23 protein-coding genes are annotated in these 25,787 nt (G+C 61.7%); 3 read left to right on the top strand and 20 right to left on the bottom strand.

Translation table 11 applies throughout. The features are described 5' to 3' along the window. Nucleotides 1-107 precede the first annotated feature (107 nt). The 8 genes from CABTHER_RS02165 to CABTHER_RS02130 form a co-directional block, all read right to left on the bottom strand. Complete coding sequence (locus CABTHER_RS02165) at nucleotides 108-590, bottom strand: EVE domain-containing protein (RefSeq protein ID WP_014098935.1); 483 nt, start codon at nucleotides 588-590, stop codon at nucleotides 108-110. A 1-nt stretch (nucleotide 591) separates the two neighbouring features. Beyond that, nucleotides 592-1,878 (bottom strand): M20/M25/M40 family metallo-hydrolase, encoded by a 1,287-nt coding sequence (locus CABTHER_RS02160; RefSeq protein ID WP_014098934.1) that lies wholly within the window; start codon nucleotides 1,876-1,878, stop codon nucleotides 592-594. 24 nt (nucleotides 1,879-1,902) lie between these two features. Next, nucleotides 1,903-2,841 (bottom strand): type IV pilus biogenesis protein PilM, encoded by a 939-nt coding sequence (locus tag CABTHER_RS02155; RefSeq protein WP_014098933.1) that lies wholly within the window; start codon nucleotides 2,839-2,841, stop codon nucleotides 1,903-1,905. 61 nt (nucleotides 2,842-2,902) lie between these two features. Continuing rightward, the gene (locus CABTHER_RS02150; protein ID WP_014098932.1) at nucleotides 2,903-3,358 is read right to left on the bottom strand and encodes a type II secretion system protein; all 456 of its coding nucleotides are present in this window, start codon (nucleotides 3,356-3,358) and stop codon (nucleotides 2,903-2,905) included. Next, nucleotides 3,345-3,827, bottom strand: a complete 483-nt coding sequence (locus CABTHER_RS02145; protein ID WP_014098931.1) for a type II secretion system protein — start codon at nucleotides 3,825-3,827, stop codon at nucleotides 3,345-3,347. The genes CABTHER_RS02150 and CABTHER_RS02145 overlap by 14 nt, the downstream gene beginning before the upstream one ends. Before the next feature lie 132 nt (nucleotides 3,828-3,959). Then, on the bottom strand, nucleotides 3,960-6,653 hold the full coding sequence (locus CABTHER_RS02140; protein WP_081464642.1) for a secretin N-terminal domain-containing protein: 2,694 nt from the start codon (nucleotides 6,651-6,653) through the stop codon (nucleotides 3,960-3,962). A gap of 49 nt (nucleotides 6,654-6,702) precedes the next feature. Then, on the bottom strand, nucleotides 6,703-8,304 hold the full coding sequence (locus CABTHER_RS02135) for a GspE/PulE family protein (RefSeq protein WP_014098929.1): 1,602 nt from the start codon (nucleotides 8,302-8,304) through the stop codon (nucleotides 6,703-6,705). A 59-nt stretch (nucleotides 8,305-8,363) separates the two neighbouring features. Next, nucleotides 8,364-9,581, bottom strand: coding sequence for a type II secretion system F family protein (locus tag CABTHER_RS02130; RefSeq protein ID WP_014098928.1), 1,218 nt, complete (start codon nucleotides 9,579-9,581; stop codon nucleotides 8,364-8,366). Nucleotides 9,582-9,846: 265 nt separating this feature from the next. Here CABTHER_RS02130 and CABTHER_RS02125 point away from each other — a divergent pair, with 265 nt between their 5' ends. Continuing rightward, entirely contained in the window at nucleotides 9,847-10,854 is a 1,008-nt protein-coding gene (locus tag CABTHER_RS02125; protein WP_014098927.1) for an alpha/beta hydrolase, read from the top strand. Between the two features lie 21 nt (nucleotides 10,855-10,875). On the opposite strand, the gene purD is transcribed toward CABTHER_RS02125, so the two are convergent. The 7 genes from purD to CABTHER_RS02090 form a co-directional block, all read right to left on the bottom strand. Then, nucleotides 10,876-12,159, bottom strand: a complete 1,284-nt coding sequence (gene purD, locus CABTHER_RS02120) for a phosphoribosylamine--glycine ligase (protein WP_014098926.1) — start codon at nucleotides 12,157-12,159, stop codon at nucleotides 10,876-10,878. 105 nt (nucleotides 12,160-12,264) lie between these two features. Continuing rightward, the gene (gene mfd / locus CABTHER_RS02115; RefSeq protein WP_014098925.1) at nucleotides 12,265-15,930 is read right to left on the bottom strand and encodes a transcription-repair coupling factor; all 3,666 of its coding nucleotides are present in this window, start codon (nucleotides 15,928-15,930) and stop codon (nucleotides 12,265-12,267) included. 12 nt (nucleotides 15,931-15,942) lie between these two features. Next, nucleotides 15,943-16,503, bottom strand: coding sequence for a D-glycero-beta-D-manno-heptose 1-phosphate adenylyltransferase (rfaE2, locus tag CABTHER_RS02110; RefSeq protein ID WP_014098924.1), 561 nt, complete (start codon nucleotides 16,501-16,503; stop codon nucleotides 15,943-15,945). Then, a complete protein-coding gene (locus CABTHER_RS02105; protein ID WP_014098923.1) occupies nucleotides 16,493-16,942 on the bottom strand; it encodes a ferritin-like domain-containing protein in 450 nt (149 codons plus the stop codon). Before CABTHER_RS02105 ends, rfaE2 begins: the two co-directional genes overlap by 11 nt. A 56-nt stretch (nucleotides 16,943-16,998) precedes the next feature. Then, nucleotides 16,999-17,967, bottom strand: a complete 969-nt coding sequence (locus CABTHER_RS02100; protein ID WP_014098922.1) for a stage II sporulation protein M — start codon at nucleotides 17,965-17,967, stop codon at nucleotides 16,999-17,001. A gap of 32 nt (nucleotides 17,968-17,999) precedes the next feature. Next, on the bottom strand, nucleotides 18,000-18,566 hold the full coding sequence (gene hslV / locus CABTHER_RS02095; RefSeq protein ID WP_228374062.1) for an ATP-dependent protease subunit HslV: 567 nt from the start codon (nucleotides 18,564-18,566) through the stop codon (nucleotides 18,000-18,002). A 133-nt stretch (nucleotides 18,567-18,699) separates the two neighbouring features. Beyond that, complete coding sequence (locus CABTHER_RS02090) at nucleotides 18,700-19,143, bottom strand: DUF6941 family protein (protein ID WP_014098920.1); 444 nt, start codon at nucleotides 19,141-19,143, stop codon at nucleotides 18,700-18,702. A gap of 186 nt (nucleotides 19,144-19,329) precedes the next feature. Between CABTHER_RS02090 and hemE the strand changes: the two genes are divergently transcribed. Both hemE and CABTHER_RS02080 read left to right on the top strand, forming a co-directional pair. Continuing rightward, the gene (gene hemE / locus CABTHER_RS02085; RefSeq protein ID WP_014098919.1) at nucleotides 19,330-20,358 is read left to right on the top strand and encodes a uroporphyrinogen decarboxylase; all 1,029 of its coding nucleotides are present in this window, start codon (nucleotides 19,330-19,332) and stop codon (nucleotides 20,356-20,358) included. 115 nt (nucleotides 20,359-20,473) lie between these two features. Then, entirely contained in the window at nucleotides 20,474-21,514 is a 1,041-nt protein-coding gene (locus CABTHER_RS02080) for a Uma2 family endonuclease (RefSeq protein WP_014098918.1), read from the top strand. 83 nt (nucleotides 21,515-21,597) lie between these two features. Here the strand turns inward: CABTHER_RS02080 and CABTHER_RS02075 are convergent, their stop codons facing one another. The 5 genes from CABTHER_RS02075 to CABTHER_RS02055 all read right to left on the bottom strand — a co-directional run bounded on the left by CABTHER_RS02075 (nucleotide 21,598) and on the right by CABTHER_RS02055 (nucleotide 25,766). Next, nucleotides 21,598-22,230, bottom strand: a complete 633-nt coding sequence (locus tag CABTHER_RS02075) for a hypothetical protein (protein WP_014098917.1) — start codon at nucleotides 22,228-22,230, stop codon at nucleotides 21,598-21,600. 128 nt (nucleotides 22,231-22,358) lie between these two features. After that, nucleotides 22,359-23,093, bottom strand: a complete 735-nt coding sequence (locus CABTHER_RS02070) for an FkbM family methyltransferase (RefSeq protein ID WP_014098916.1) — start codon at nucleotides 23,091-23,093, stop codon at nucleotides 22,359-22,361. Further along, nucleotides 23,090-23,839 carry an ABC transporter ATP-binding protein gene (locus CABTHER_RS02065; protein ID WP_014098915.1) on the bottom strand — a complete coding sequence of 250 codons (750 nt, stop codon included), beginning with the start codon at nucleotides 23,837-23,839 and terminating at the stop codon, nucleotides 23,090-23,092. Before CABTHER_RS02065 ends, CABTHER_RS02070 begins: the two co-directional genes overlap by 4 nt. A gap of 48 nt (nucleotides 23,840-23,887) precedes the next feature. Continuing rightward, nucleotides 23,888-24,985, bottom strand: coding sequence for a DNA-methyltransferase (locus CABTHER_RS02060; RefSeq protein ID WP_148264052.1), 1,098 nt, complete (start codon nucleotides 24,983-24,985; stop codon nucleotides 23,888-23,890). A gap of 7 nt (nucleotides 24,986-24,992) precedes the next feature. Beyond that, a complete protein-coding gene (locus CABTHER_RS02055) occupies nucleotides 24,993-25,766 on the bottom strand; it encodes an ABC transporter ATP-binding protein (protein WP_014098913.1) in 774 nt (257 codons plus the stop codon). Nucleotides 25,767-25,787 lie beyond the last annotated feature (21 nt).

Below are 25,787 nucleotides of genomic sequence, written 5' to 3'. Positions count from 1 at the left end.
CAGGTCAGGCTCCTTCAGTGAGAGTGTTTCCAGCCAGGGCGGATTATGGAAAGCCGACGCTCAGGCGACAAGACCGGATTGGTCGGGCTTGCTGAACACAGCCAACTTCACACCGGACGGTCAGCGCTTCCAACCAAGCCAAGCACAATCTGCCATTCGGTTTCTGTCACCGGCTGCACGGAAAGCCGCATCCCGCGCCGAATGACAAGCATGTTCTCCAGACCGGGTGTGCGTTTGAGTTCATCAAGGGAGATGATGCGGGGAAATTTTTGCACCAGCCGGACATCCACCATAAACCACGTAGGGTGTGCCGGGTCACTTTTCGGGTCGTAGTAACGGCTCGCCGGGTCAAAAGCTGTGTGGTCGGGATACCCGGCCCGTACGATTTCGACAACACCGACAATGCCCGGCGGGGTGGCATTGCTGTGATAGAAAAAAGCCCGGTCGCCAACCTGCATCCCATCGCGCAGGAAGTTCCGGGCCTGGTAGTTGCGTACCCCTTCCCAGCTTGTCGTCTGATTCGGTGCCGCCTGCAGGTCGTCAATCGAAAAGACACCCGGTTCCGATTTGAGCAGCCAGTAACGTGACATATCATTCGGGCTCGGGCAGGGACGAAACAGCGTGTGATGCCGCCAGCGGCCGGGCGACCTCCGGCGATGCTGCCACCAACTGATCCAGGGCCAACACCAGCAGAGCGGCCCGCACCAACGCCTGCGGACGCCCAACCGGGTCATACCATTCCTCCAGGGTATGACAGCCGCCATACTCACCACCGGCTCCAATAGCAATCGCAGGAATTCCCAGAGCCATGGGCACATTGGCATCCGTCGAGCCACTCTCCAGAACCGGACGCCGGCCACAGGCACGGGTGGCAGCGATGGCGCACCGCACCAGTGGCGAGGTGGAAGGGGTTTCTCCCGCCGGACGCTCGCCCAGACGCTGCACCGCCACTGACAGGCGACGCTGCCGGGTTGCCTGCTGTATTTCGGACTGCTGAGCTTCAACAGCCGCCAACCGGAGCGCATGTTCGAGCGCATCCAGGTCAGCCATCCGGTGCGCCCGGCAGTCCACTTCCCCCTGGGCCATGGTCGGAATGGCATTGATGGCGCTGCCGCCGCCGGCAATGGCCACCGTACAGGCTACGCCCCGGCGAAGGGGCAACCGCCGCACCCGGCTGATGAACTCGCCCAGCGCGTGAACCGGATTCACCGTGCCAAAATCGGCCCATGAGTGACCACCCGGGCCATGAAAGGTCACACAGAACCGCCGCGAGCCAATGGCGCGGCAGGTGATGTGCTCCAGTCCGGGCCCGTCCAGGGCGATGAAACTTCGCATGTGGGGAAACTGCTCCACGACGGCGCGCGCGCCACGCAGATTGCCATTGCCTTCCTCCCCGACGGTGCCTATGAAACACACCGGGCCGGAGAACGGGATGGACTGGGTGACAAAGGCACGCGCCAGCGCAAGCAGTCCGGCCACACCACAGGCATTGTCGGCAATGCCCGGCGCACAGAGGCGCGTTCCCTGCACCCGGACGTTCACATTCGTTCCGGGCGGAAACACCGTGTCAAGATGGGCGGCAAGCACGATGGGCGCGCGGGCCAGCGTCTTTTCTGCCCCCGGCAGCCAGCCATAGACATTGCCTTCGGTATCCTGCCAGACGGAAGACAGTCCGCTGTCGCGCAGGCGGTCGGCGACAAAAGCTGCCCGGGCCGCTTCGTGAAAAGGTGGGGCAGGAATTTCTGTGATGGCCAGGTGCTCGCGGGTGATGGCATCAGCCGTCGTTGTCAGATACGCCGTCAAACGCCGCAGCAGCGGCGTCCCGGCCAGCGCCTCAACAACGGTTTCCGGTGTGGTCCCGGCAAGGGTCACAGCCATGGCGCACCTCCACAGACAACAACCTCAAGCCGTGGCCAAAGCCAGACCGGTGACGCCGGCCAGCCGGGAAAACTCTGCCGAAGAATCAAACCCAAGCTGCTGTGGTGCAATGACTCGTAGTGGCTCACCAAAGGTCTCACGGATGCACTGACTGATTTCAGCGCTTTCGAGCGGGACGTTGACCGGCAAAACCTCAAACCGGATTTCCTGTTCGGCCGAGCCAAGCCCGGACTCAACGGCGTGTTCACGGAAGAATAGCAGCACCCGGAGCAACTGCTCGGCGGGCAACTCGCCGGCCAGCGGCAACGTGCGGATGGACAGCGGGACGCCCCGCTGAAGCAGCATAACGGCCAAAGTATCATCCTCCACGCTGATGAGCATCTGATCAGGCTGCACCGCAACATGCTGCACCCACAGCGCTTCCCCGACGAGCCGGGGCAGTAGCAGACCGGGCTGCCAGTTCAACTGTTCCAGAGCGGACTGTAGGCCAAGCGCCACGCGCCGGCTCATGGCCGCCAGCAAAAACCGCCTCCCGGCAGCGCCACTTGCGGTCACACCCGGTCCCAATTCGGCCGTGGCCATCCAGATGTCTTCCTGTGGCAGCCCGGTCAACCGCTCAGCTTTCCACACGAGGACATCCGGTACATCCTGCGGAGGAATGGTCGTCTCGATAGTTACGACATAGGCACGGGCGGTGGCTCCCGGCAGCAGCACCGACCACCGGCGCTCCCCAGCCAACCCCAGCGCGTGCGTCCCCTGAATCAACGTGGAGGCAAACGCCCTGGCCTGGCGGACGTTTTCCGTATCAAAGGCCGGTTGGAAAGCCTGGTCCACCCAGGGCTGAAAGTGTGACTGCCGGGTGCGCCGGTCAAACATGACGACGCCTTCGGCGGTCAGTGCACACAGGGCGCGTGAGGGAGACGGAAACACAAGCCGCCGCCAGAAGCGTTCAAAGATACTCATGGAGTTATTCCAGGGAGGTTGGGAAAGTAGCCGGAACACACGCGCCCGACGACGCGCGGCTTCACCATTCGTTGTAAGGGACGCCATCCGTGCCAATGCCCTCTGCGCCGCTGAAGACATCCACAATGCCCCGTGGCGCTGAAGGGACGACCGGCTCATCTTCCAGACGCACCACCCAGGTATCACGGCTCTGGGTGATGGGGTCAATCGGGATTTCGCGCAGATACTTGGCACTTGCGAGATCGCTCAGGGTTTGCGGCGCGCGGTTTTTGTCGTAGGTGTAGCGGTTGATGGCATCGCGCATCTTGAAAAGATTTTCGCGCAGAACCGTCTCCCGCGCCCGTACCAGAAGAGTGCGGTAGATGGGAATGCTCACCGTCAGCAGGATGGACATGATGGTCATGACGATGACCAGTTCCAGTATGGTGAAACCCCGGTCACGTCTTGCCCACAGGTGTCCCGAAGCACCCTCTGTACAGGTTCCTTTCAAACCAGCTTCCTCCTTACCACTCGTCATAGCGTGTTCCATCCAGGGCCGTAGCCGTCGAACGCGACCGGACATCAAACACATCATCCCCCAAGGAAAGTGCAAAATCCGGGTCATCCTGTGAACTGCGGGTTTGCCAGTCGGCTTTGCCTGTCATCGGATCAATCGGAAGCCGCCGCAGGAAAAAGATTTTCCTGCCATCCACGTTGCCGACCGGGACGAACCCTTCATAGAGCACTTCCAGGTTTTTGGGGTAGCCGCTCGGCGTACGCAGCTCGACCGGAATACGTTGCCCACCGGTCTGGTCATTGAACTCCTTGTAGCGGTCAATGGCGAAGCGGATTTCACGGAGCGCTCGCCGCAGTTCGGTCTCCTGCCGGCTTCGGGCAGCCGTGCGCGCCAGAGGCAGGGCGGCGCTGGTCAGGATGGCTAGAATCGCCAGGGTAATGATCATCTCCAGCAGGGATGAGCCACGCTGCGCCGTGCGGCCGCTCCCCATCCAGGGCCTTATCGACGGAGCTGGCCAGAAAGCGGCAATCTGGTGGGTGCAAGGCCATCCCGGCGGCTGCCCATCCTTCACGTGGAGAGAAATCCATCCGTTCTTCACCGGTTTCACCTTCCTGGCGACATCTCACTGCTTGCCGTTCGGCATACCACCGGCAATGACCGGCGGTGCCGGGCTGGGAATGGCCGGGATGAGTTCGTTGGTCAGGCCGCGCAGGTCAAGCACGTCGAGGCGGACATCAGCGTTGCCCGGCGCAATCACCTGGAAGTCGAAAATGGCTACTGCCCCCATGGCTGGGCGGCCTGTGTTGACGCCCGCTGAAACCAGCGCCGTGGCAAAAGCCTGCCCGCCGTTGTCCCCAGTCTGGAAGCTGCCGGGTGACAGCAACCCGCCATCCCGGATACCGACGAGCTTGAGTACCGTCTGGTTGTAGTGCAGGAAGACGGACGCTGCGGAGATGTTCGTGCCGTCGCTGTTGAGAATGACCGCCACGGAAACCACCTGCCCCACAGCCGGGCGCAGACTGGGCGACACCATCAGCATGGCGCGCACCGGCGTGGCAGGTCCTGGAGTCGGCCGGGTTGGCGTCTGAGTGTTCGGATCGCTTGGATTGAAGGCCGCATTGGTTGCCATGCCGTTGGGTGCCATGCCCCCGGCTGCCGACGGCTCAGTTACGGGCAAGGGCTGGATGGTCGCCCCAAGGCCTCCGCCCTTCGTGGCCGTCATCGGAATGGGATCGATCACCACCGGTGCGGCTGGCATAGTCGGAGGTGGTGCCGTCGTACTCGCCGTGGTGATGGTAAAGCGTCCGTTTTCACCACTGCTGCTTACCGGCGGCGCAGCGGCCGGGGTACCCACGGGCTTGTCCGTTGGTTGCACCGTAACCGGCGTTTCCCGAAGCTGGTTGGCTTCACGCATCTCCTCGCGGTCGGCCTCAGCCACGATCTCGTCAATGGTGAGATACCGGCCATAGCTCAGACCGCCAACGCCAACGGAGACATCGAGCGGACCGAAGGCGGTTTTGAGTTCTTCTTCCGTAACCGCGCCTCCGCGTACGATGTGTGGCGTGATCGTGATGACAATGTGAGTGGCCTGCTTGTTTCGTGAGGGTGTGGAAAACAGACGCCCGATGACCGGAATAAAGCTGACGATGGGCAGCCCCGTCCGGCTGTCAGTGTCATCCTCGCGCATCACACTCGCGGCCAAAGCCGTGTAGCCGTCCCGGACACGCGCCACACCACTGACCTTCCGCTGGGAAATCGTCGGGGTGAGATTCTGCGGCCCGGTGTTGGGCGGAGCCGTGGAGGTCTCGATGGAGATGTCCATCTGCACGATGTCGTCGGTAATGTGCGGTTTGACCGCAATGTTCAAACCGACATCGCGGTACTGCACTTGGTTGAAGCCGGGGAAGAAGATTTGTCCCGGCGGCTGTCCGTTGCCCGGAACGGTGGGGAAGGGATTGCCGATTTGAATCGGGATGGACTGGCCGATGTTGACCTTGCCTTCCTTGTCCTCGAAAGCCCGCACCTGAACCTGTGAGATGAGCCGCCCCAGCCCACGACTTTGCAGCGCGGTGATGGTCGAAGGCGGCAGCCCCAGCCCGAAACCCAGCGTATTGGAGAAGATTCCGGCCGGCGAGGCAGGACGCAGCAGCGGCCCCTGCCCGATGCCGCCCAGGTTGGTGGCGCTGGGTGGCGTCAGGGCCAGGGTTGTGCCACCGTCGGACGTCGTGATCGCTGGCGGCGTTGTGGCGAACTGGTTCCCCAACTGGAGCGCTTCCTGGTGAGTCACTTCATAGATGTTGACATCCATGACGACTTCCGCCTGGGGGCGGTCCACGGTGTTGATCATCCGCTCGATGATTTTCAGGTTCTCGCCCGATGAGCGGACCAGCAGCATGTTCGATTGCGGAACGCTTACCACCTGCTGCGCCATGGCCGGGCCGAGCAGCGTCAGCATCTGCTTGACGTCTTCGAGCTTGGCGTTTTTGATGTAGAACGGCTTGATGAGCGAATCCTCGTACTTCTGCGCCAGCGAGCCGCCGTTCTGGAACTGCCCCAGCCCCCGCTTGACGATGAGGATCGTCCGGGTGTCCACCCGAAAGTACTGAAAGCCGTTGGCATCGAGGACGAGTTCCAGCGCCTTGCCGGCCGTCATGTCCTGCTTAATGTCAAGCGTATAGCGCGTGTTGGCCAGTTGCTGGAGGGTCGTGCTTTCAAACACGACGTTGAGGCGCATTTTGTCGCACAGCGTGCGGATGATGGTTTCAATCGGCTGGTTGATGAAGCCCTGCCAGCGTCCCACATAGCGTTGGCGCGCCACCGTTTCAGCGGCCCTGCGCACTTCGGCTTCATTGGCTTCGGCCGCCGTGCGCTGGTAGGGCGAAGGCTCGCCCTGCGAGGTCGCCTCGATGCCCTGTTTCTTGAGCATTTCCTTCATCTTGGCGAGGGCGACTTCGTTGGTCTGGTCGTAGCGGTAGGCCTCACGGTAGGCGTGATACGCACCTTCGTAATCCCCCTGCTCTTCCATTTGCCGGGCGCGGATGGCGCACAACATTGAGGCGTTGAACAGGGCCCGTTGCAGGTGAAGCTGGTATTCGATGTTGCGTGGGTCTTCCTGGAGCGCCTGGGCAAAGAGTTCAGCGGCTTTGTCCCACTGCTTGACCGCCTCGTACTTGAGACCTTCCTTGAAGTACTTCCGGCCGTTGCCGGCCCAGGCAACCGGTGACAGCGTGACGATGACCAACGCCGTTGACAGTCCCAGTGCCATCACCCGACGCCAGCCGGATGCGAAACGAAATGTCAGCCGTAGTTGAAACATAAGCACCCCCTAATCGGTACGAGGCGGAAACATCAAGCGAAGACCAGCTTTATTCGACGAACGTCACGCGGTTGATTTCGCGCAACGTCGAAATTCCGGCAAATACCTTTTTCAGTGCCGATTCACGCAGCGAACCCAGCCCTTCTTCCCGCGCGGCGCGGCGAATCTCCGAGCCGGGGCGCCGGTCGAGGATGAGTTCGCGGATGCGATCGGTCAAGTCCAGCATTTCGTGAATGGCCGTGCGTCCCCGGTAGCCGGTTCCGTTGCATTCCGAGCAGCCCACGGCCTCGTAAAAAACCTGATCCCGAAACTTGCTTGGATTGAGGCCCGCTTCTTCGAGTTCCTGGTCCGTCGGCTGGTATTGCCGCTTGCAATAGGGGCAAAGCTGCCGGATCAGACGCTGCGCCAGAACGCAGTTGAGGGAACTGACGAAGTTATAGACTTCGACCCCCATGTTGACGAATCGGCCAATAACGTCAATGACATTGTTGGCGTGAACCGTGGTGAAAACCAGGTGGCCGGTCAGCGCGGCGTTGATGGCAATCTGGGCGGTTTCGGTGTCACGGATTTCGCCAACCATGACCTTGTCCGGGTCATGCCGCAGGATGGCGCGCAGACCACGGGCAAAGGTGAGGCCCTTTTTCTCGTTGACCGGAATCTGCATGATGCCGCGCAGTTGGTACTCAATCGGATCCTCGATGGTGATGATCTTGTCTTCGGGATTGGCAATTTCGTTGAGCGCGGCGTAAAGCGTCGTCGTTTTCCCGGAACCCGTCGGCCCGGTGACAAGCACCATACCGTAGGGTTCCTTGATGAACCGCCGGAAGCGCGCCAGGTCGTGGGGGTCAAATCCCACCACGTTGAGTGTCAGTTCGCGGAAGGCTTCGTTGATCTGCTGTTTGTCCAGAATACGGATGACGCAGTTTTCACCAAAGGCAGCCGGAATGATGGAGACGCGAAAGTCAATCGTCCGCCCCTTGACGCGCACCCGGAAGCGTCCGTCCTGGGGTGTCCGGCGCTCGGCAATGTCAAGGTCCGACATGACCTTGATGCGTGAGATGAGCATCTGGTGATAACTCGCATCAATCGGATTCATCGCCGGATAGAGTGCCCCGTCAATGCGGTACTTGACGTGCACTTCTGACTCGTAGGCCTCGATGTGGATGTCGGAAACCCGCCGTTCGAGTGCCGTCAGCACGATGGTGTCCACGAGCTTGATGACGGGGGCGGTTTCATCCGCCAGGCGGTCGAGATCGAGGTCCTGCTCGCCCTGGTCGGTTTCCTTGACCAGCTTGATGCGGAATGACTCCGTGGCGTCCTGCAGGACGCGCTGGGCGGAATCCCCACGGCGCAGGGCGGTTTCAATGGCCGACCGGGTGGCGACGGCCGGTTTGATACGCACCTTCAACTGGGCCGACAGCTCATCCAAGGCATCGAGGTTGGTCGGATCAGCCATGGCCGCCAGCAGCCGTCCGTTTTCCCGGCGCAGGGGGACGAACTTGTACCGGGTCATCAACTCCACCGGATGGCTGTGGATGAGGTCGTAATCCAGTTCGGCCGTAGTCAAATCCACGAATTCGAGCCGGTAGCGCCGCGCCAGTTCACGCGCCGCCGCCAGTTCACGGTCGGCTTCTTCCGCCGAGGGAAGCATCGAGGGCAGATCGGGAGTGGAATCCAAAGACATGTCCGTTCAGGTGTCGGTAACTGCCGTCAGCGCGCCACCGCACCTCCCGTTGCAAAATTCAGGATAGGCAGGTAAAGCGCCATGACGACGATGAGCACAATGGCACCCATAAAGGTCAGCACTACCGGCTCGACGAGCGCCGTGAGCGAAGCGATTTTCACATCGAGTTCGGCTTCATAAAACTGGGCCACTTCATCGAGCATCGTCACAAGTGCGCCGGATTGTTCGCCTACGCCAATCATGTCCGTGGCCAGCGGGGGGAGCCATCCCGCCTGCTCCAGCACCTCGACGAGGGTCTTCCCTTCCTGAATCCCACGTACGACATCCGGCATCGTCCTGGCAATGCGCCGGTTGCCAATCACCTCGGAAGCAATGTCAAGCGATTCGAGCAGCGGCAATCCGCCGTTGAGCAGCGTGGCGGCGCTGCGGCAGAACCGGACGGTCGTGGACTGTCGGATGATGTCACCGATGATGGGCAACCTGAGCAGCAGACCATCCAGCACCTCACGTCCGTGGTCTGTACGTCGCCAGAAGAAAAAACCCAGCGCCACCGTCAGAAGCAACGGCCCGACCCACGACAGGTTGTTTTCAACCGCCTTCGACACCGCCACAACATAGACCGTCACCAGCGGCAACTGGCTCTGGGACGACTCATACAACGTAGCAAACTTGGGAATGACATAGGTGGTCAGCAGGGCCACCAGAGCCACGGAAGCCACGGTGAGCACGGCCGGGTAGGTCAGCGTCTTGATGAGCTTGCGCCGTACTTCGGCGGTCGCCTTGGCATACGTCACGTACCGCTCCAGCACCGCGTCCAGCTCCCCGGAACGTTCCCCGGCAAGCACCGAAGCCGTCAGCAGACGGGGAAACACGTCGGGATGCTCACCGTACGCCTCCGAAAGCAGGGCACCACGGGTAATGCGCCGCTCGACATCCTCCAGCACCGTACGAAATGCGCCCGGCGGTTGACGGCGAATCAGAATGTTCAGTACCTGAAGCAGCGGTAGTCCGGCGCGGAGCAGCGTGGCCAACTGCTGGTTGTAGAGGAGAAATTCCTGGGACTTGACCTTGACACCACCAAAGAGGGACCGGGACAGCGCCCGCCGGACCGGACGCTCGATGGCGAAGATGCGAAAACCCTCGTTTTGCAGGCGGGTTCGCAGTTCTTCAATCCCGTTGGCTTCAACGATCCGGGTCACAATGTCGCCGCTGGGCGTCCCCAAGCGGCAGGTAAACTCAGGCATGCACTTTCCAATCGTCAGCAACGACAATCCAACCGAGTTAGGTTCACCACTATAGCACGCCCCCCGGAAGGAAAGTTCCGAAGTTTTCGTGAAGGAGGCACAAAGGCCTGTCCGGTCTGGACGCCTCTGCCGGGCTTCCGCAGCCGACGGCTTGTTTTCTATCCCATCCGGCCTCCACAATACAAAGACAGGCCGTGCGCGGCCCGGCTCCCATTTCTTCCCGGGCCCCGACGGCAAGTTCCACGGGCCCTGACGACTGTCGCAGATGGCGTCAACGCATCCCGTTGCTTCTTCCTCACCAACATCACTGGCAACGTCGCGCGCGGCCACCTCTTCCTGGGGACACTGGCTGAAGCGGCTTGGACTGGTTGCGGCCGGGGTCACGGCTGGCTATCTTGCCGCTTCCGTGGTCATTGCCATTCCGCTTTCCATCCTGCTGGTTTCCCCGCGCCCCAAACGCCGCCGCCACCTGGAAAGCATGCGGCTGCGCGATTATCTCTGGGCACGGCGGATTCCCTACCGCGAAACGCAGTTTACGTCCTACGATGGCACGAAACTCACCGGCTGGTTTCTCGACCGTGGTTGGTGGCGGCCCACCGTGGTCGGTCTGCACGGCGTGACCGGCAACCGGACGAGCCTCATCCGGTTTGGTGTCATCCTCTACGACGCCGGTTTCAACGTGTTCCTATTCGACGGCCGCGCCCACGGACACAGCGGCGGGCGCTTTGTCACCTATGGCTACCACGAGGTGCGCGATGTCAGCGCGGCGCTCGACCACATTTCCAAAAAGTTCCGCCTGCGGGACCAGCACTTCGGACTGGTCGGGATTTCCATGGGCGCTGCCATTGCCCTTCAGACGGCGGCGCGGGACCCGCGCATTGCCGCTGTCTGGGCCGAAAGCCCGTTTTCATCGCTGCAAAAAATTTCACGCGAGTATGTCGCCGACGTGCTGCGCATGCCCTCCACGGCAGTAGTGCCCACCACCTGGGTGGCTGAACTCATCGCCAACTACCGGGGCAACTTTTCGGTCTCGGATGTCAATCCGCTGGCCATCGCCGGCAAGATCACCTGTCCGGTGCAGCTTGTGCACGGACTGGCCGACGACTTCGTGCGTCCCCATCACTCGCAGGCCATTTTCGAGGCGCTGGTCAATGCCAAGGAAAAAGACCTCTGGCTTGTGGAAGGGGCCACGCACGGACGCTGTTACCGCGCCGCCGTGGAGGAACACCAGGTGCGGCTGCCGGACTTCTTCCGCCGCCACCTGGGGCGCTAGTTTCACCCCCAGGCAGGCGTTTCAGGGTGTTGGCAGGGGGCTGGCAATGTCCTTTCGGTACTGCTTGCCGGCAAACTCAATCTCGGCGGCGGCAGCGTAGGCGCGCTGCCGGGCCTGCGCCAGCGTGTCGCCAAGGGCCGTGACGCCAATCACCCGTCCACCGCTGGTGACAAGCTGCCCCGCTTCATCGCGTTTGGTTCCGGCATGAAAGAGCAGCACGCCGGGGTGGAGTTCAGCTTTTTCGAGACCTGTGATCGGATGCCCGGAAACCGGCGCTTCCGGGTAGCCGTCCGCAGCCAACACGACACAGACTGCCGATTCATCGGACCAGTTGAGTTCGAGACCTTCGAGGGTGCCATCGGCAATGGCGGTCAGCACGTCAATGAACGGGGTCTTCAGACGCGGCAGGATGACCTGGGCTTCCGGGTCGCCCAACCGCACGTTGTATTCGAGCACCTTGGGTCCCTGTTCGGTCAGCATCAACCCGACGTAGAGAACCCCCTTGAAGGTCGTTCCCTCCGACTGTAGCCCCGTCAGGGTGGGCTGCACGATGTGGCGCAGGATTTTCCGTTGCAGGCCCGGCTCCAGCATATCCGGGCTGGAATAAGCGCCCATCCCGCCGGTGTTGGGGCCAGTGTCGCCGTCGCCAAGGCGCTTGTAATCGCGCGCTGGCACAAGCGGCACCATGGCTTTGCCATCTGTAAACACGAGGAAAGACGTTTCCACCCCGGACAGGCATTCTTCGAGAACGATGCGCCGTCCAGCCTCGCCCAGCCTGCGCTCAACCAGCAGCCCCCGGATAACCTCCAGTGCCTGCTCCCGGTCAGGTGCGATGAAAACGCCTTTGCCAGCCGCCAGCCCATCCGCCTTGACCACGACCGGAAAACCATCGAGCAGGTTGGAATCGAAAATGTCCTCGGCCTCTTCCACCGTCTCACAGACGGCAAAGGTGGCCGTCGGGATGTGGTGGCGGGACATGAACTCCTTGGCAAAAACCTTGCTCCCTTCCAGGCAGGCGGCGGCGCGCGACGGGCCGACAAACCGCAGTCCCAGGCGCGTGAAGGCATCGGCGACGCCCATCACCAACGGCTGTTCCGGCCCGCAGACGGTCAGATGAATACCCAGGTCTTTGGCCACCGCGGCCAGCTTGTCGGGCTTCTTCAGGTCGAGGTCAAGACATTCAGCCATGCGGGCGATGCCGGCATTGCCCGGCACGCAATAGACTTTCTCCACCCGCGCCGCCTGGAGGATTTTCCACACCATGGCGGATTCGCGTCCGCCGCCGCCAAGCACCAGAACTTTCATACACGTCTCGTCACGAAGCGATGCCTTTCACCATGAGCGGTCGGGCTGGCGTCGAAATTCCATCTGCCGGCCTTGGCTGTCTTCCCTGTCCCCTCGTCCATCCGGCTAACCTTGTGCCGCTTCCGGTGTGAGCTGTTCCAGCCACCCGTGGATGACCGCAAACACGTCCGCAGGTTCAGAGGCGGTCAACGGCAACCGGAGCATCTGCCCGCCCGTCAGCCGTGCTCCGGGAACTTCCGCCACCAGCCGGGTCAGAGCGGCAACGTCAATGTGTGGCTTGTCGGCGAACCTGACACTGAGCGTACTGCCATCCCAGTCCAGCGACAAGATACCCAGCGCCGAAGCGCGATGCCGCAGCCGTGCGTACTCGAACAGGGCGATAACCTGCGGCGGGCGCGGGCCGTAGCGGTCATCGAGTTCCTGCCCCAGCGCCTCCAGCGCCGCATCATCCGCCGCCGAGGAAATCCGTTTGTAGGTGCGCAACCGCTGTCCGACATCGGCGATGTAGGTCTCCGGTATCCGAATGTCCATCCGCAGGTTGATAGCGGTCTGGATGTCTTCCTCGATGGGCATCCCACGGAGTTCGCGCACGGTTTCGTCCAGCAACCGGCAATAGAGATCGAACCCAATGCTGTCGAGGTGGCCCGACTGCTGCCCACCGAGCAGATTCCCTGCGCCGCGCAGCTCCAAATCGAGGGCGGCAATGCGGAAGCCTGAGCCAAGGTCGGAAAACTCCCGGATGGCCGCCAGCCGCTGGCGGGCGACACTGGAAAGTTCTGTCTCCGGCGGAATGAGCAGGTAGGCAAAGGCCCGGCGGTTGGAGCGTCCGACCCGGCCGCGCAACTGATAGAGTTGCGCCAGGCCATACTGGTCGGCGTGGTTGATGACAATCGTGTTGGCCAGCGGGATGTCAATGCCGTTTTCGATGATGGTCGTCGAAACCAGCACATCCAGTTCGTGATTGACGAAGCGCATCATGACGGCTTCGAGTTCCTTTTCACCCATCTGCCCGTGTCCGACGCCAATCCGCGCCGCTGGCGCCAGACGCTGAATCAGCTCGGCGATGGTGAAAATGCTCTCGACCCGGTTGTGGACAAAAAACACCTGTCCGCCGCGCGCCAGTTCGGTCTCGATGGCGCTGCGGATGACATTTTCGGAAAACTGCGCCACGACGGTATGAATCGGCAGGCGGTCGCGGGGAGGTGTTTCGATGACGGACATATCGCGCAGCCCGGCAAGGGCCAGATTGAGCGTGCGCGGGATGGGCGTAGCCGAAAGCGTCAACACGTCCACCTTCCGCCGCAACTGCTTGAGCTTTTCCTTGTGCGCCACGCCAAACCGCTGTTCTTCGTCAATGATGACCAGCCCCAGGTGTTTGAACGTCACATCCTTTGAGAGCAGCCGGTGCGTGCCGATGAGGATGTCCACCTCACCGCGCGCCGTGCGCGCCAGCACATCGGCAATCTCTTTGGCCGTCCGAAAACGCGACACCATTTCAATCGTGACCGGAAAAGACGCAAACCGCTCACGGAAGGTTTTGGTGTGCTGAAAGGCCAGGACAGTCGTTGGCGACAGGACGGCCACCTGCCGGTTTTCCATCACGACCTTGAAAGCCGCCCGCATGGCGACTTCGGTTTTGCCGAAGCCCACATCGCCACAGAGCAGACGGTCCATGGGCACGGGCGATTCGAGGTCGCGCTTGATGTCGGCCAGGGCAGTAGCTTGGTCACGGGTGAGTTCGTAGGGAAAGGCATCCTCGAACTCCTGCTGCCACGGTGTATCGGGAGCACAGGGCACGCCCTGCACGAGTTGCCGCTCGGCGTAGAGCCGGAGCAACTCCTCGGTCATATCGCGCATGGCGCGTTTGGCCCGCGCCTTGGTCTTGGCCCACGCACTGCCGCCCAGCTTGTCGAGCCGGGGCGTACTGGTTTCCGCGCTGGAAAACTTCTGCACCAGATCGAGCCGCTCAACCGGAACGGAAAGCCGCTGCTGGTCGGCGTATTCGAGCACCATGACTTCGCAGGGCGGCGTCCGATGGTCCACCTGCACCTGCTGCAAGCCCAGAAAACGTCCGATGCCGTGGTTGACGTGAACGACGAAATCCCCCACCTTGAGGTCGCGGAAATCGGAGAGGAAACTGCTCACCGAAACCTTGCGCTTGGAGCTGCCGGCCGGCGTCAGCCGGACTTCCTCAACTGACGGCGCTTCATCAAACAGCTCCCGCTCGACGACAAAGGCCAGTTGCGCGGCCGGAAAACGGAAGCCGTTGAGCAGGCTTCCCACCGTGACAAAGCAGCTTGCGCGCTGGGTTTCCGTCAATGCCTGGCACAGCGTCGGCAGGTCGGGATAACAGCCAACGGCAATGTCGTATTCGCGCAGCATGTCGCGGACCCGCTCGGCCACCCCGGACGAAGGCATGACAAACAGGGTCGTGACTCCGCGCTGGCGCAGTTCGCGCAGTTCGGTGACGAGTTGTGACATCCGGCCGTGGAAACGGCGCATCGGCGGCGTGGCGAGCGTCAGTTCAGCAGCGTCTTCCGGCGGCGGGAACAGAAACCACGGCGCACCGGCCGCCGCGCTGTTGTCCGAAGATTCACGGGGTGTCAGCTCACCTATGAAACCGGCGTCCACGCGGTCGGCCGTGATGCCCAGCGCGCGCAGTTCGCACCGGGGATACCTGGCCAGTGCCGTCCGCAGCGCCTCTGCACTGAGCAGGAAATAATCGGGCGCCAGCACCAGTTCACCGGCGTCGTTGGCCGCCGTGAACTGGTCGTGGAGTTGCCGGGCATACTTTTCCAGGGACTGCTCAACAGCCACCGGTTCTTCGATGACGAACCGCGCCGCGCCAAGGTAGTCAAACAGGCTGCCGGTCAGCGGATGCGCCAGCGGCAGGAGCGACTCCCAGCCATCGAACAGTTCCCCACGCTCGGCCAGTGCCAGCCGTGGGCGCAGTTCGTCGGCAAAGCGTGCCTCGGCCCAGTGTTCACGGGCGCGGGCGGCCCAGGCGCGCAACCCCTCCGGCAGGGTCGCAAACTCGCGCAGGGGAAGCACCTGGCAACTCGTCCGGCGGGCAATGGAACGCTGGCTTTCGATGTCAAACTCGCGGATGGACTCCAGCGTGTCGCCCCAGAACTCCAGCCGTACGGGGTTGTCCTGGGCCGGCGAGTAAATGTCCAGAATGCCGCCCCGCAGGCTGAACTCACCCAGCGCCATTACCGGCTCACGGCGTACATACCCGGTTCCGCTCAACAGCTTGAGCAGGTCATCGAGGGGATATTCTTCACCGACTTCGAGCGTCACCCGCCCCACCGTCAACGCCCGTGGCGGCGCGAGTCGTTCCGCCAGCGCCCGCGCCGGAACGAGCGTGACCCGGCTTTCGCCCTGCAGCAGCCGGTTCAGACACAGGGCGCGGGCTTCAAGGACATCGGGATGCGGCGACGTGGCGCAGTAGGGTCCGCCTTCCACCACCGGAAACACCTGCACTCCGTCTGGGGACCCGGCGGTCAGCCGTTGCGTGAGGCGGACGAAGTAGCGCACATCGGCTTCGAGCAGCTCAACATCCTGGGGCGTCGGGACGACAAACACCACCGGCTGTCCGGTCACGGCATGGAGCAGCGCCGGGATGAGCGCGCGGGCGCTTCCCGTCACACCGGAGACGACACTGACCGGTTGCGTCTGGCGAAGCTGACGCAGGAGTTCGCTGCCTTCGGGGGTAAGTGCCAGGTCGCTGAACGGTGCAGGTAAAGCGAGTTGGGGCGTCGCGGTGAACACAGCAGCGGTTGACTACGGTCGGGGCCTGACGAGAACGCCCTGACGCGAAAGAATACGGTCAATGATGTCCGTCGTGGAAACGCCGGGGACGAACGGCAGGGAGTACACAGCGCCTCCGTGGGCTTCGACGATTTCCCGGCCGACGATCTGCTCGATGGGCCAGTCGCCGCCCTTGACAAGCACATCCGGTATGAGTTGTTCGATGACCGGGAGCGGGGTTGGGGCGTCAAACACCGTCACCGCGTCCACGGCGGCGAGCGCCGCCATGACCTGACAGCGTTCGGCAGCCGTCAGAATGGGACGCGCGGGACCTTTGAGTTCCCGGACGGAGCGGTCGCTGTTGAGGGCAACGATGAGAACGTCGCCCAGCGCGCGCGCCTGATGCAGGTAGGTCACATGGCCGGGGTGCAGCAGATCAAAGCAGCCATTCGTGAAGACAACACGTTGCCCGCGCCGCCGCCACTCAGCCCGCCGGGCCACGAGGTCAGACAGGTCGTAGCACTTGTGGTGCAGGCTTTCCACGGCCGCCGTCAGACAACGGAAGGGTTGGCCACCATCACCGTCACTGACCATAATCGCGCAGCATCTTCTTGAGTTCGATGCAGTGCAGTTCTTCCTGCCCAATCATTGTCCGGGCAAATTCCTCAATGTACACACTCCGGTCAGCCACCAGCGCCAGGAGCTTTTTGTACAGGTCGAGCGCGCGGCGTTCGTGCGCCAGGCTTTCTTCGAGAATGTCGCGGACGCTGTGGCGGTGGGTTTCCTCGATGGCGGCAATCCGCAGGCTGGGATGCCCGTCCAGGCCGGTCAGGATTTCACCCACCTGCTGGGCGTGAGCCAGCGATTCTGTCGCCTGCTGCTTGAAGAAGTTTACGATGGGAATCCGGTTGGGCCCGGTCACCATGAGGGCAAAGTGGGTGTAGCACACGACGCCGGCCAGTTCGCACTCCATGATTTCAGAAAGCAGCGCCGTCGTCTGCTCAACATCAATGTCTTCGAGAATGGGTTTCATAGCTTTCAACCTGCACAGGATAATTCAATCCAGCCCACGCGACTTGGGGGAGCCACTTACGCCACGTCCGGGGGCAGCGGGCGCGATGCCGGTACAGCAAGATAGATGACCAGGAAAGCCGCGCAAAGCAGGGCTACCGAGAATTTGAAGATGCCGGGCACATTGGCCGGCGAGAGAAAGCCCTCGATGAGACCGGCCACAACGAGCAGCGGAAAGCACAGGGAAAGCAGCTTGATTGCGGCGATGCCGCGCTCCAGCAGCGCCTCGCCGCGCGTCCGGTCGCCGGGTGCAATCAGCGCCCCTCCCATCAGAAAGCCGGCCCCCCCGGCAATGAAAATGGCCATCAGCTCGAAAACGCCATGGGCGCAGACGAAGACCAGCAGTGGCGTAAAGCTGTATTTCACGGACAGCGCCAGAATGCCGCCGATGTGGAGACCGTTGAACGCCAGAATGTAGAACGTGCCCAGTCCGGCAAAGATGCCAAAAGCAAACGAGCCCAGGGCCACCTGCAGGTTGTTGGTCATAATGAGCGAAGCCACAAGCTGGTTTTCGCCGTTGATACCCGCCGTCCAGTCCTGCCCGCGTTTGATTTGCTCCAGCGCGCCGGACAGCCCGATCACGGACGCAAAGGCTTCGTCGTAGCACACAAACAGACCGCCGCCGAGGGCAAAGCCGGCAAAGACCAGAAAGGCCGCCAGTACGTAGCCCCGGTGGGCGCGGAAGAGCGCCGGCGCGTCATAGCGGTAAAAGTGCCAGAGCTTGCGCCAGCTTCCGCTTTCGGTGCGGTAGATCGCTCCGTGCGCCCGGACGGCCAGGTGATTGAGATAGTTGACGAGCTGGGCATCACGAACTTCCTGCCGGGCAATGGCCAGATCGGCCGCCGCCCGCTGGTAAAGCCGCCCGAACTCCCGGACTTCCTCCCGTTGCAGGCGATGCAGACCGCCCTTCTGCACTGTGGAGAGGAGACTTTCCAGCCGTTGCCAGCTTGCGCGCCGGCGCTCGATGAAATCGTGCTCGCGGGCCATGCTCGTCCCGTCAGCGTGCTGAAGCCGTCGGGTTACAGTTCTTCATACACGATTGTGTCGTTGGTGTAGATACATATCCGGGCGGCAATCTGCATGGCTTCTTCAGCCACCCGCCGGGCCGGAAAATCCGTGTGCTGCAGCAGGGCGCGCGCTGCCGCTTCCGCGTACGGCCCCCCCGAACCAATGGCCATGCAGTCGGTATCCGGCTCGATGATGTCGCCGGTGCCGGAAAGCAGCAGGGTGGCTTTCTCATCGGCCACCAGGAGCAGGGCTTCCAGGTGGCGCAGCATGCGGTCGGTGCGCCAGTCCTTGGCCAGCTCGACGGCCGCCCGCTGGAGCTGGCCGTGGTACTGGTCAAGTTTGGCCTCGAAGCGCGTAAAGAGTGAAAACGCATCGGCCGTGGCACCGGCAAATCCGGCCAGAATCTTGTCATTGTACAGCCGACGAATCTTGCGGGCGTTGCCTTTGACCACGTTGGCTCCCATGGTCACCTGCCCATCGGCCGCCATGACGACCTTTCCATCGCGTCGGACGGCCAGCACGGTTGTACTGCGAATCCGGGGGCGTGTCGGGAAGTAGGCGCTGACTGATCGGATCACAGGTGTTCCCTGACAAATAAGGCGTTACAAGGTACGTCCCGGTCTGTAGCACAGCCCACTCCTCTGTGCAAACGGGACGCTGGCGACACGGACCTCGCGCCGGAGCGTGGCGTCAAAGACAGGCGCGGGTGGCTTAGTTGAGCAGTGGATTGGCGTAACCATCGTCTGGCGACTTCGCGCAACTCACCGGCAGGATGGTTTCACAGAAGAGGTTGGAGTCAAGCAGGGTCTGCACGATGTAATCGCCGGGTTGCGTAAAGTGCAGATTGAAGAAAAAGGTGATGTTGGTGTTGAACCCACCAGTTACCGGAAGAGACAACCGGGAGGGCGTCGAAGCGGCCAGCGCCTGGCGGCGTCCCGGATAGATGATGCGCACTTCGGCCAGATAATCCCCGGTGCCACGCCAGTGATTGCAGACGGCCATGCGTGGGAGACCAAAGGGCACTTCCGGCACGTGAATTTCCTGGAACACTCCCATGAAGCTCAGTTTGTTGCCGACTTCGAGCCGCACGTCGTCGCACAGGAGTTGATAGACCAGCTCAATGGTTTTGGTGTGGTTGGTGTCAACCGCAGGCATGGTGTTGGGTATCCTTTGGGGTGGCTTCCGTCGGCAGCACGGCCGGTTTCGGGCGCAGTGAGCCATTCGTAGCATGCCTGGGCAGGCCAATTCGACAATGACTTTCATCGGACGGGCAATGTAGATTGCCTTCAAGGTCGTCCCTGCGCGGCGACAACTCTTTTGCCACCTGCGAGTCTCACGCCCATGCCTCTCAAAAATGACCTGTTGGTTCGCGCTGCGCGCTGCCAGCCCGTTGAACGTACGCCTGTCTGGATGATGCGCCAGGCCGGACGCTACCTGCCGGAGTACCGCGCCGTACGCAAGGACCTGCCGTTTCTGACCCTGTGCAAGACCGTTGATCTGGCCGTCGAAGTTTCCCTGCAACCGCTCCGCATTCTGGGAGTGGATGCCGTCATCATGTTTTCCGACATCCTCATTCCGGTTGAGGCAATGGGGCTGGAAGTGCATTTGACGGAAAAAACTGGGCCCAAAATGCCGCACCCGGTGCGCTCGGCCGCTGACGTGGAAGCCCTGCGCGTCCCTGACCCGGTCGAAACAATGCCGTTTGTCTATGACATCATTCGGACGCTCAAGCGCGAGATTGCCGATGCCGTTCCGCTGCTTGGGTTTGCTGGCGCGCCCTGGACGCTGGCGGCCTACATGATCGAGGGGGGCAGCTCGAAGAACTACCACATTATCAAGAGCCTGATGTACAGCGAGCCGGCGGTCTTTCACCGGCTTATGGAAAAGCTGGCCGACACGCAGGCACTCTATCTGAAAGCCCAGATTGAAGCTGGAATTGACGCCCTGCAACTCTTTGACTCGTGGGCGGGCGAACTGTCACCGGAAGATTTTGCCACCTTTGCCCTGCCCTACATTCGGCGGGTCTTTGAGCAGGTTGGGTCGGCTGTGCCGCGCATCCTCTATGTCAACGGCAGCGCCCACCTGCTCGAAGGCATGGCCGCTTCAGGCGCCGAGGTGCTCAGCATTGACTGGCGAACTGACCTGGCCGAGGCGGTACGGCGTACTCAGGGACGGGTCGCGCTGCAGGGGAATCTCGATCCCTGCCGCCTGCTTGGGCCGCGCGAGGGTATCCTGCGTGGCGTCGAAGACATCCGTGCCAAAGCCAAGGATGCGCCGGGTCATATCATGAACCTGGGGCATGGTATCCTGCCGCCAACGCCGGTGGAAAACGCCCAGACGTTTATTGCCGCAGCTCAGGGACGATTGTAAGCCCCGCTTGTAATTGCCGCAGCCGCGCACTCACAGCCACCGGCGGTTTCTGACGGATCACATGGCAACTTGGTTCTGCCCGGCCGGACCGGGTTGCCGTGGCGGAGGGTAGGTTATGACATCACCTGTGGAAGCTGGACCTGTGGAAGCCGTGGGGCAGGCGTTGGACTTCACGGAAGACTTCACGCAGGAGTTGCCCTGTGAGGACGGAATACCCTTGGAGAATCTCTGGCATCGGCTGCAAATCAACCTGCTTGACGACTGTGTTCACCAGCTTTGGCGTGGGCGGACGGACTTTTATGCTGGTGGCAATATGTTTGTCTATTACAGCCTTCAGCAGGTACAGCGGCAGGACTACAAGGGGCCGGACTTTTTCGTGGTGAAGGACGTGGACGGGTCGTACGTGCGACCGTGCTGGGTGGCGTGGCGGGAGGGCGGGCGGTTGCCGGACGTGATTGTGGAGTTGCTGTCGCCCTCGACGCGGAGTGTGGACTTGGGGGCGAAGAAGGCGTTGTACGAGCGGGTGTTTCGGACGCGGGAGTATTTTTGTTACGGGCCGGACCCGACGCAGGGTGGAGAGCCGGAGTTGCTGGGGTGGGTGCTGGGGCGTGATGGGTACGAGGCGCTGGTGGCGGATGAGCGTGGGTGGTTGTGGAGTCGGGTGTTTGGGGCGTGGGTGGGGGAGTGGGAAGGCGAGTATCACGGGGCGCGGAGTCGGTGGTTGCGGCTGTACGATGCCGAGGGACGGTTGATTCCGACGGCAGCGGAAGCGGCGCAGGCGGAAGCGGCACGCGCCCAGGCGGAAGCCGAACGCGCCCAGGCGGAAGCCGAACGCGCCCAGGCGGAAGCCGAACGCGCTCAAGCGGAAGCCGAACGCGCTCAAGCTGAGGCGGAACGTGCCCAAGCAGAAGCGGAGGCCGAACGAAAACGTGCTGAAGCCGCCCAAGCTGAGGCCGAAGCCGAACGAAAACGCGCTGAAGCCGCCCAGGCGGAAGCTGAGACTGCAAGAACCCGTGCTGAAGCTGCTCAGGCTCAGGCGGAATCTGAACGAAAACGTGCTGAAGCGGCCGAAGCACAGGCAGCAGCTCTGGCTGCCGAGATTGAGCGGCTGCGACGCCTGCTCCAAAACCAGCCAGAAAACAAGCCGGGCGGTTGAGCCACCGCCCGGTTCCAGTTCAGTCGTTTACGCCCAGACAGCCCTCACGCCAGCTTTCCAACAGCCTGGCACAGCCGCAAAATTCATCGCTCAGGGGATTCTGCCCCCCCTTGTTTATCATCAACCTCGATGGCGCATTTGCCATCCGGCTGTTGCCGCACTTGGTAGTAGCCCAACGTAGGCGCCCATTGCCGTCCATCCTGGAAAGCGACGGACATAATGGCGACCCGGGCCGTTGCCGGCGAAGACAGGCGGCCGCCCATCAGTCCGGGGCTGCTCATACCATTGTAATGCCGCTCATCCACATGGAACGTCTGAAATCCATCGTCAGACTTGAGCGGAATCTTGACCTGCCGGCCCTGTATGTCCAGCAGCAACGCCACATCCAGACGCTCGACCATCTGGGGGCCTTCAATCCATTGAAGGTGCACGGTGAGGTGACGCAGCCAATCCCTGTCGGCTGAAAGCCTGATCTCGTGGCGGTGGTGCTCACGTGTCGTCAGCAGCGGGATGTCGAATGTGCTGGAAACTTTGGTTTGCGGATGGGTGTAGGTGATTTGCGCAATATGCGCTGGTGGGTTGAGACCACCATAGACCACCAGTGTCGGCTCATTTGGCGTACCTGCCTGCGCCAAACCGGTGGATGGAAGCCAGAGGATCAGACTGGCAAGCAGCGCCAGCCCCCAAACGGACGCCAGTCGGACGTTGTTTCGCATCGTTACCTCCAGGGTTCAGGATGCACGCAAGCGTGCACGGAAACAGAATGCACCACATCAGTTGACGCAAATGGACTGTTGCAGAGGATGCCATACGTGCCCCCCCCCGCAAGCGACAAACATCGGACTCAGGCCGTCGCCGCACCACGCACCGGCGCGCGAAGTCGGGCAGGGTTGATGAACAGGGCGTTGGCATAATACAGCCGTCCATCTTCATGATGAGACAGTTCGTAAAGGCCAAAGAAGGCGAAACCATGACGGCTTAGAAACTCATGCAAGGCAAAAAAGTTAGTAGCTTCTCCAGCTTTCTCAAAGCCCATTTCAGCATAAATAAACGTCGTCGTCGGCAGATAATCCACCGCTCCGGCCAGAACCGGAATCTCATAGTTTTGGGTATCAATCTTGAAGAAATCAATTCGCGGAAGAGCTAGCTTCTTGGCGATGTTTTGTGCTGTCTCAACCTGAACTTCCTCAGATTGACCAGTTGGTGAAGGCTGGTTGAGTGCTGGATTGAGTGAGTTATGCCCTGAATACCTTTGCAGGTGCATGACTTCAACTTTGGGCTGCTCCCCCAAAGCAACATTCAAAAGTGTCACGTTCGGAAGGTGGCCAACCCGACGCTCAAGCTCATTGAAGGTAGCCTTGACCGGCTCAAAGGCCACGATGTGAGCGTGTGGAAACGCCCCCCGAAGCCAGCAAACGGTTTCGCCGACATTGGCCCCGACATCAAAAATGACCTGTACCGATGACAGCGGGACAAGCCGCCGGATGTCGAGGATGACATCCATTTGCTTGGGCGCATAAGCGGTCTTGAAAACCGTGTATCCGGCCTTCTCGATAAGCTGTCGGATGAACTTTTTCATTGCCCCAAATAGGCCTCCCGTACACGGGCGTCCTGCAGAAGTTCGGCGGCGCTGCCGGTCAGCAGGACACGCCCGGTTTCCAGCACATACCCGCGACTGGAACAGCTCAGCGCCAGGTGTGCGTTCTGTTCGACGAGCAGAATCGTCAACCCCTCGCGGTTGAGTTCCCCAAGCGCGTCAAAAATCGCCTGTGTGACGAGTGGCGCCAGCCCCAGCGACGGCTCATCCAGAAGCAGCAGCGTCGGACGGCTCATCAGCGCCCTTCCAATGGCCACCATCTGCTGCTCGCCCCCGGAAAGCGTTCCGGCCCGCTGCCGGAGCCGCTCTCTGACGCGCGGAAACAGCGTACACACGTGGTCGAGGTCGCGGCGAAACTGCTTCCGGTCCGGCTGGCGGTAAGCGCCGAGTTCGAGATTTTCGAGCACCGTCAGGTCGGGGAAAATGCCCCGCCCTTCGGGGGCGAGGGCAATGCCGCGTGCAACAATCTCGTGCGTGGGACGTGCCGTGATGCTTTCGCCATTGAACACAACCCGGCCCCGCTTCGGCTTGAGCAGTCCGACGATGGTTTTCAGCGTCGTCGTTTTGCCGGCCCCGTTGGCGCCGATGAGGGTCACGATTTCCCCCCTGCCGACCGTCAGCGACACATCGTGCAGCGCCTCGATGGACCCATAAGCCACACCGAGGTTTTCCACGGTCAGCAGCGACGTTCCATCAGCCGGCGGGTGGTGATTGGGCGCAACCGACATCGTTGCCTCTTTCCAAAACAGGGCTTCTGTGGGGCGCTTTGATGGGCGCTACGGCAAGGTCACATCGAGCAGCGGGGTCTGCAGGGCCACGCCGGCTACCCGCCGAAGTGCATACTCACAGTAGTCAGGATTGATGTCCACTCCCAGGTAGTGGCGGCTCAGCTTCTTGGCGGCAACCGCTGTCGTTCCCGAACCAAGGAAGGGATCGAGGACGACATCCCCGGGGCGCGTCAACAGCCGGATGAACTCCGTTACGACCGCCTCTGGAAAGACAGCCCGGTGGGGACAACCCTTGAGCGATTCGACCGGCGTTTCAATGACATCGCGTTTGAGTCGCGCACCATGCATGCGAATGACGGTGAAGCCATCGCGTTCCAGATGAATGTTTCGCCCCCCTTCCCGCCCCCCAAAAGGCACGGAATGGATGCCACGGATTTTCATGCGGAAGTCCTGAATCTCGCCGCGCTGCACCTCGGCAATCGCATTTTCCAGCGCCAGGCACGCCTGTGCTTTCTGGTCAGGAGTCAGCGTCGAGGCCTCGATGAGGCGAAAATACCGCTGTCCGATCCGCTTTCCCCGGCGGGTGGCGTCGGGTGGCTTTGTCTGGCACAGAAAACTCTCCGGGAAATACTGGTAGTCATCCGAAATGACAAAGTGAAAAAACGGTTCGGTGCTGGAGACAAGCCGCCGCCGAAAATGACGTGGTGTGGGATTACGCTTGACCCAGGTGATGGCATTCACGAGGCGTACCGGAAAACGCTCCATCGCAGCCACGGCAAAGCGATATGGAATCAGCATCAGCCCACGGTGGGCGTACTTGTCACCGATGTTGATGACAAGGCTGCCTGTTGGCTTGAGCAGACGCACACAGTGCCCAAAAATGTTCAGCAGGACTTCCAGATAGTCCTTCAGGCTGGTTTCGTTGCCAATGCCGCCGCCGTAATCCCGCTGGCGAAAGTAAGGCGGCGAGGTCAACACCAAATCCACTGTGCCGGACGGCAGCGATGACAGCAAAACCAGACTGTCCCCACACAGAATCTGGTTCCGTGGCAGTTGTAAAGCTTCAGCCCCTCCTTGTTCCCCAACGGATGCTCCCAGCTCCTGCCCGCCCGGCTCCTGCCCGTAGGTATCACCTGTAACAAACATCATTGCCTCAGGCCCGGCCAAGGTAAGCAGCAATCACCCGGGCGTCCTGTTTGATCTCATCCGGCGTGCCCACCGCAATGGTCTGCCCCTGCTCGACGACGTGAATCCGCTCACAAGCCCCCATCACCACCCGCATGTTGTGCTCAACCAGAACGACCGTCAGCTTGAAATCCTCGCGGAGTTGACGAATCTGACGCATCAGGGCGAGGGATTCCTGGGGGTTCATACCGGCTGCCGGCTCATCCAGCAGCAGGGCCTTGGGGCGGGTGGCCAGGGCGCGGGCAATTTCGAGCCGCCGCTGGTTGCCATAGGAAAGACTTTTCGCCGGGGCATGCTGCTGGGCGGCCAGCCCAAAACGCTCCAGAAGCTCCAGAGCGAACTCGCGTTGTTCGCGTTCTTCGGCCTGCTGGCGGCGCGTACGCAGGATGGTGGCCAGCACACCCGACCGACTCTGGTTGTGGCAGGCGGTCATGACGTTTTCCAGAACCGACAGTTCACCAAAAAGGCGGATGTTCTGAAACGTCCGGGCCAGCCCGCGCCGCGCAATGGCGTGGGGCGGCAACCCGACGATGCTCTGGCCTTCAAACTGTACATCGCCTGAAGTCGGCCGATAGACGCCGGTCAGGACGTTGAAAATCGTCGTTTTACCGGCCCCGTTCGGGCCGATGAGGCCAAAGACCTGGCCGGGTGCAACCGTCAGGTCAAGGTTTTTGACAGCAACCAGTCCACCAAAACGGACGGTCGTGGACTTGGTGGCCAAAAGTGCTGGCGCAGACGACATGGAAGCCTGTTTCTGCCTCGC

It is taken from the genome of Chloracidobacterium thermophilum B, from assembly GCF_000226295.1.
GTDB classification, from domain to species: Bacteria; Acidobacteriota; Blastocatellia; order Chloracidobacteriales; family Chloracidobacteriaceae; genus Chloracidobacterium; species Chloracidobacterium thermophilum.
Note: the sequence above shows the minus strand (reverse complement) of the source record. Positions and strands in the feature narration are given on the sequence as shown.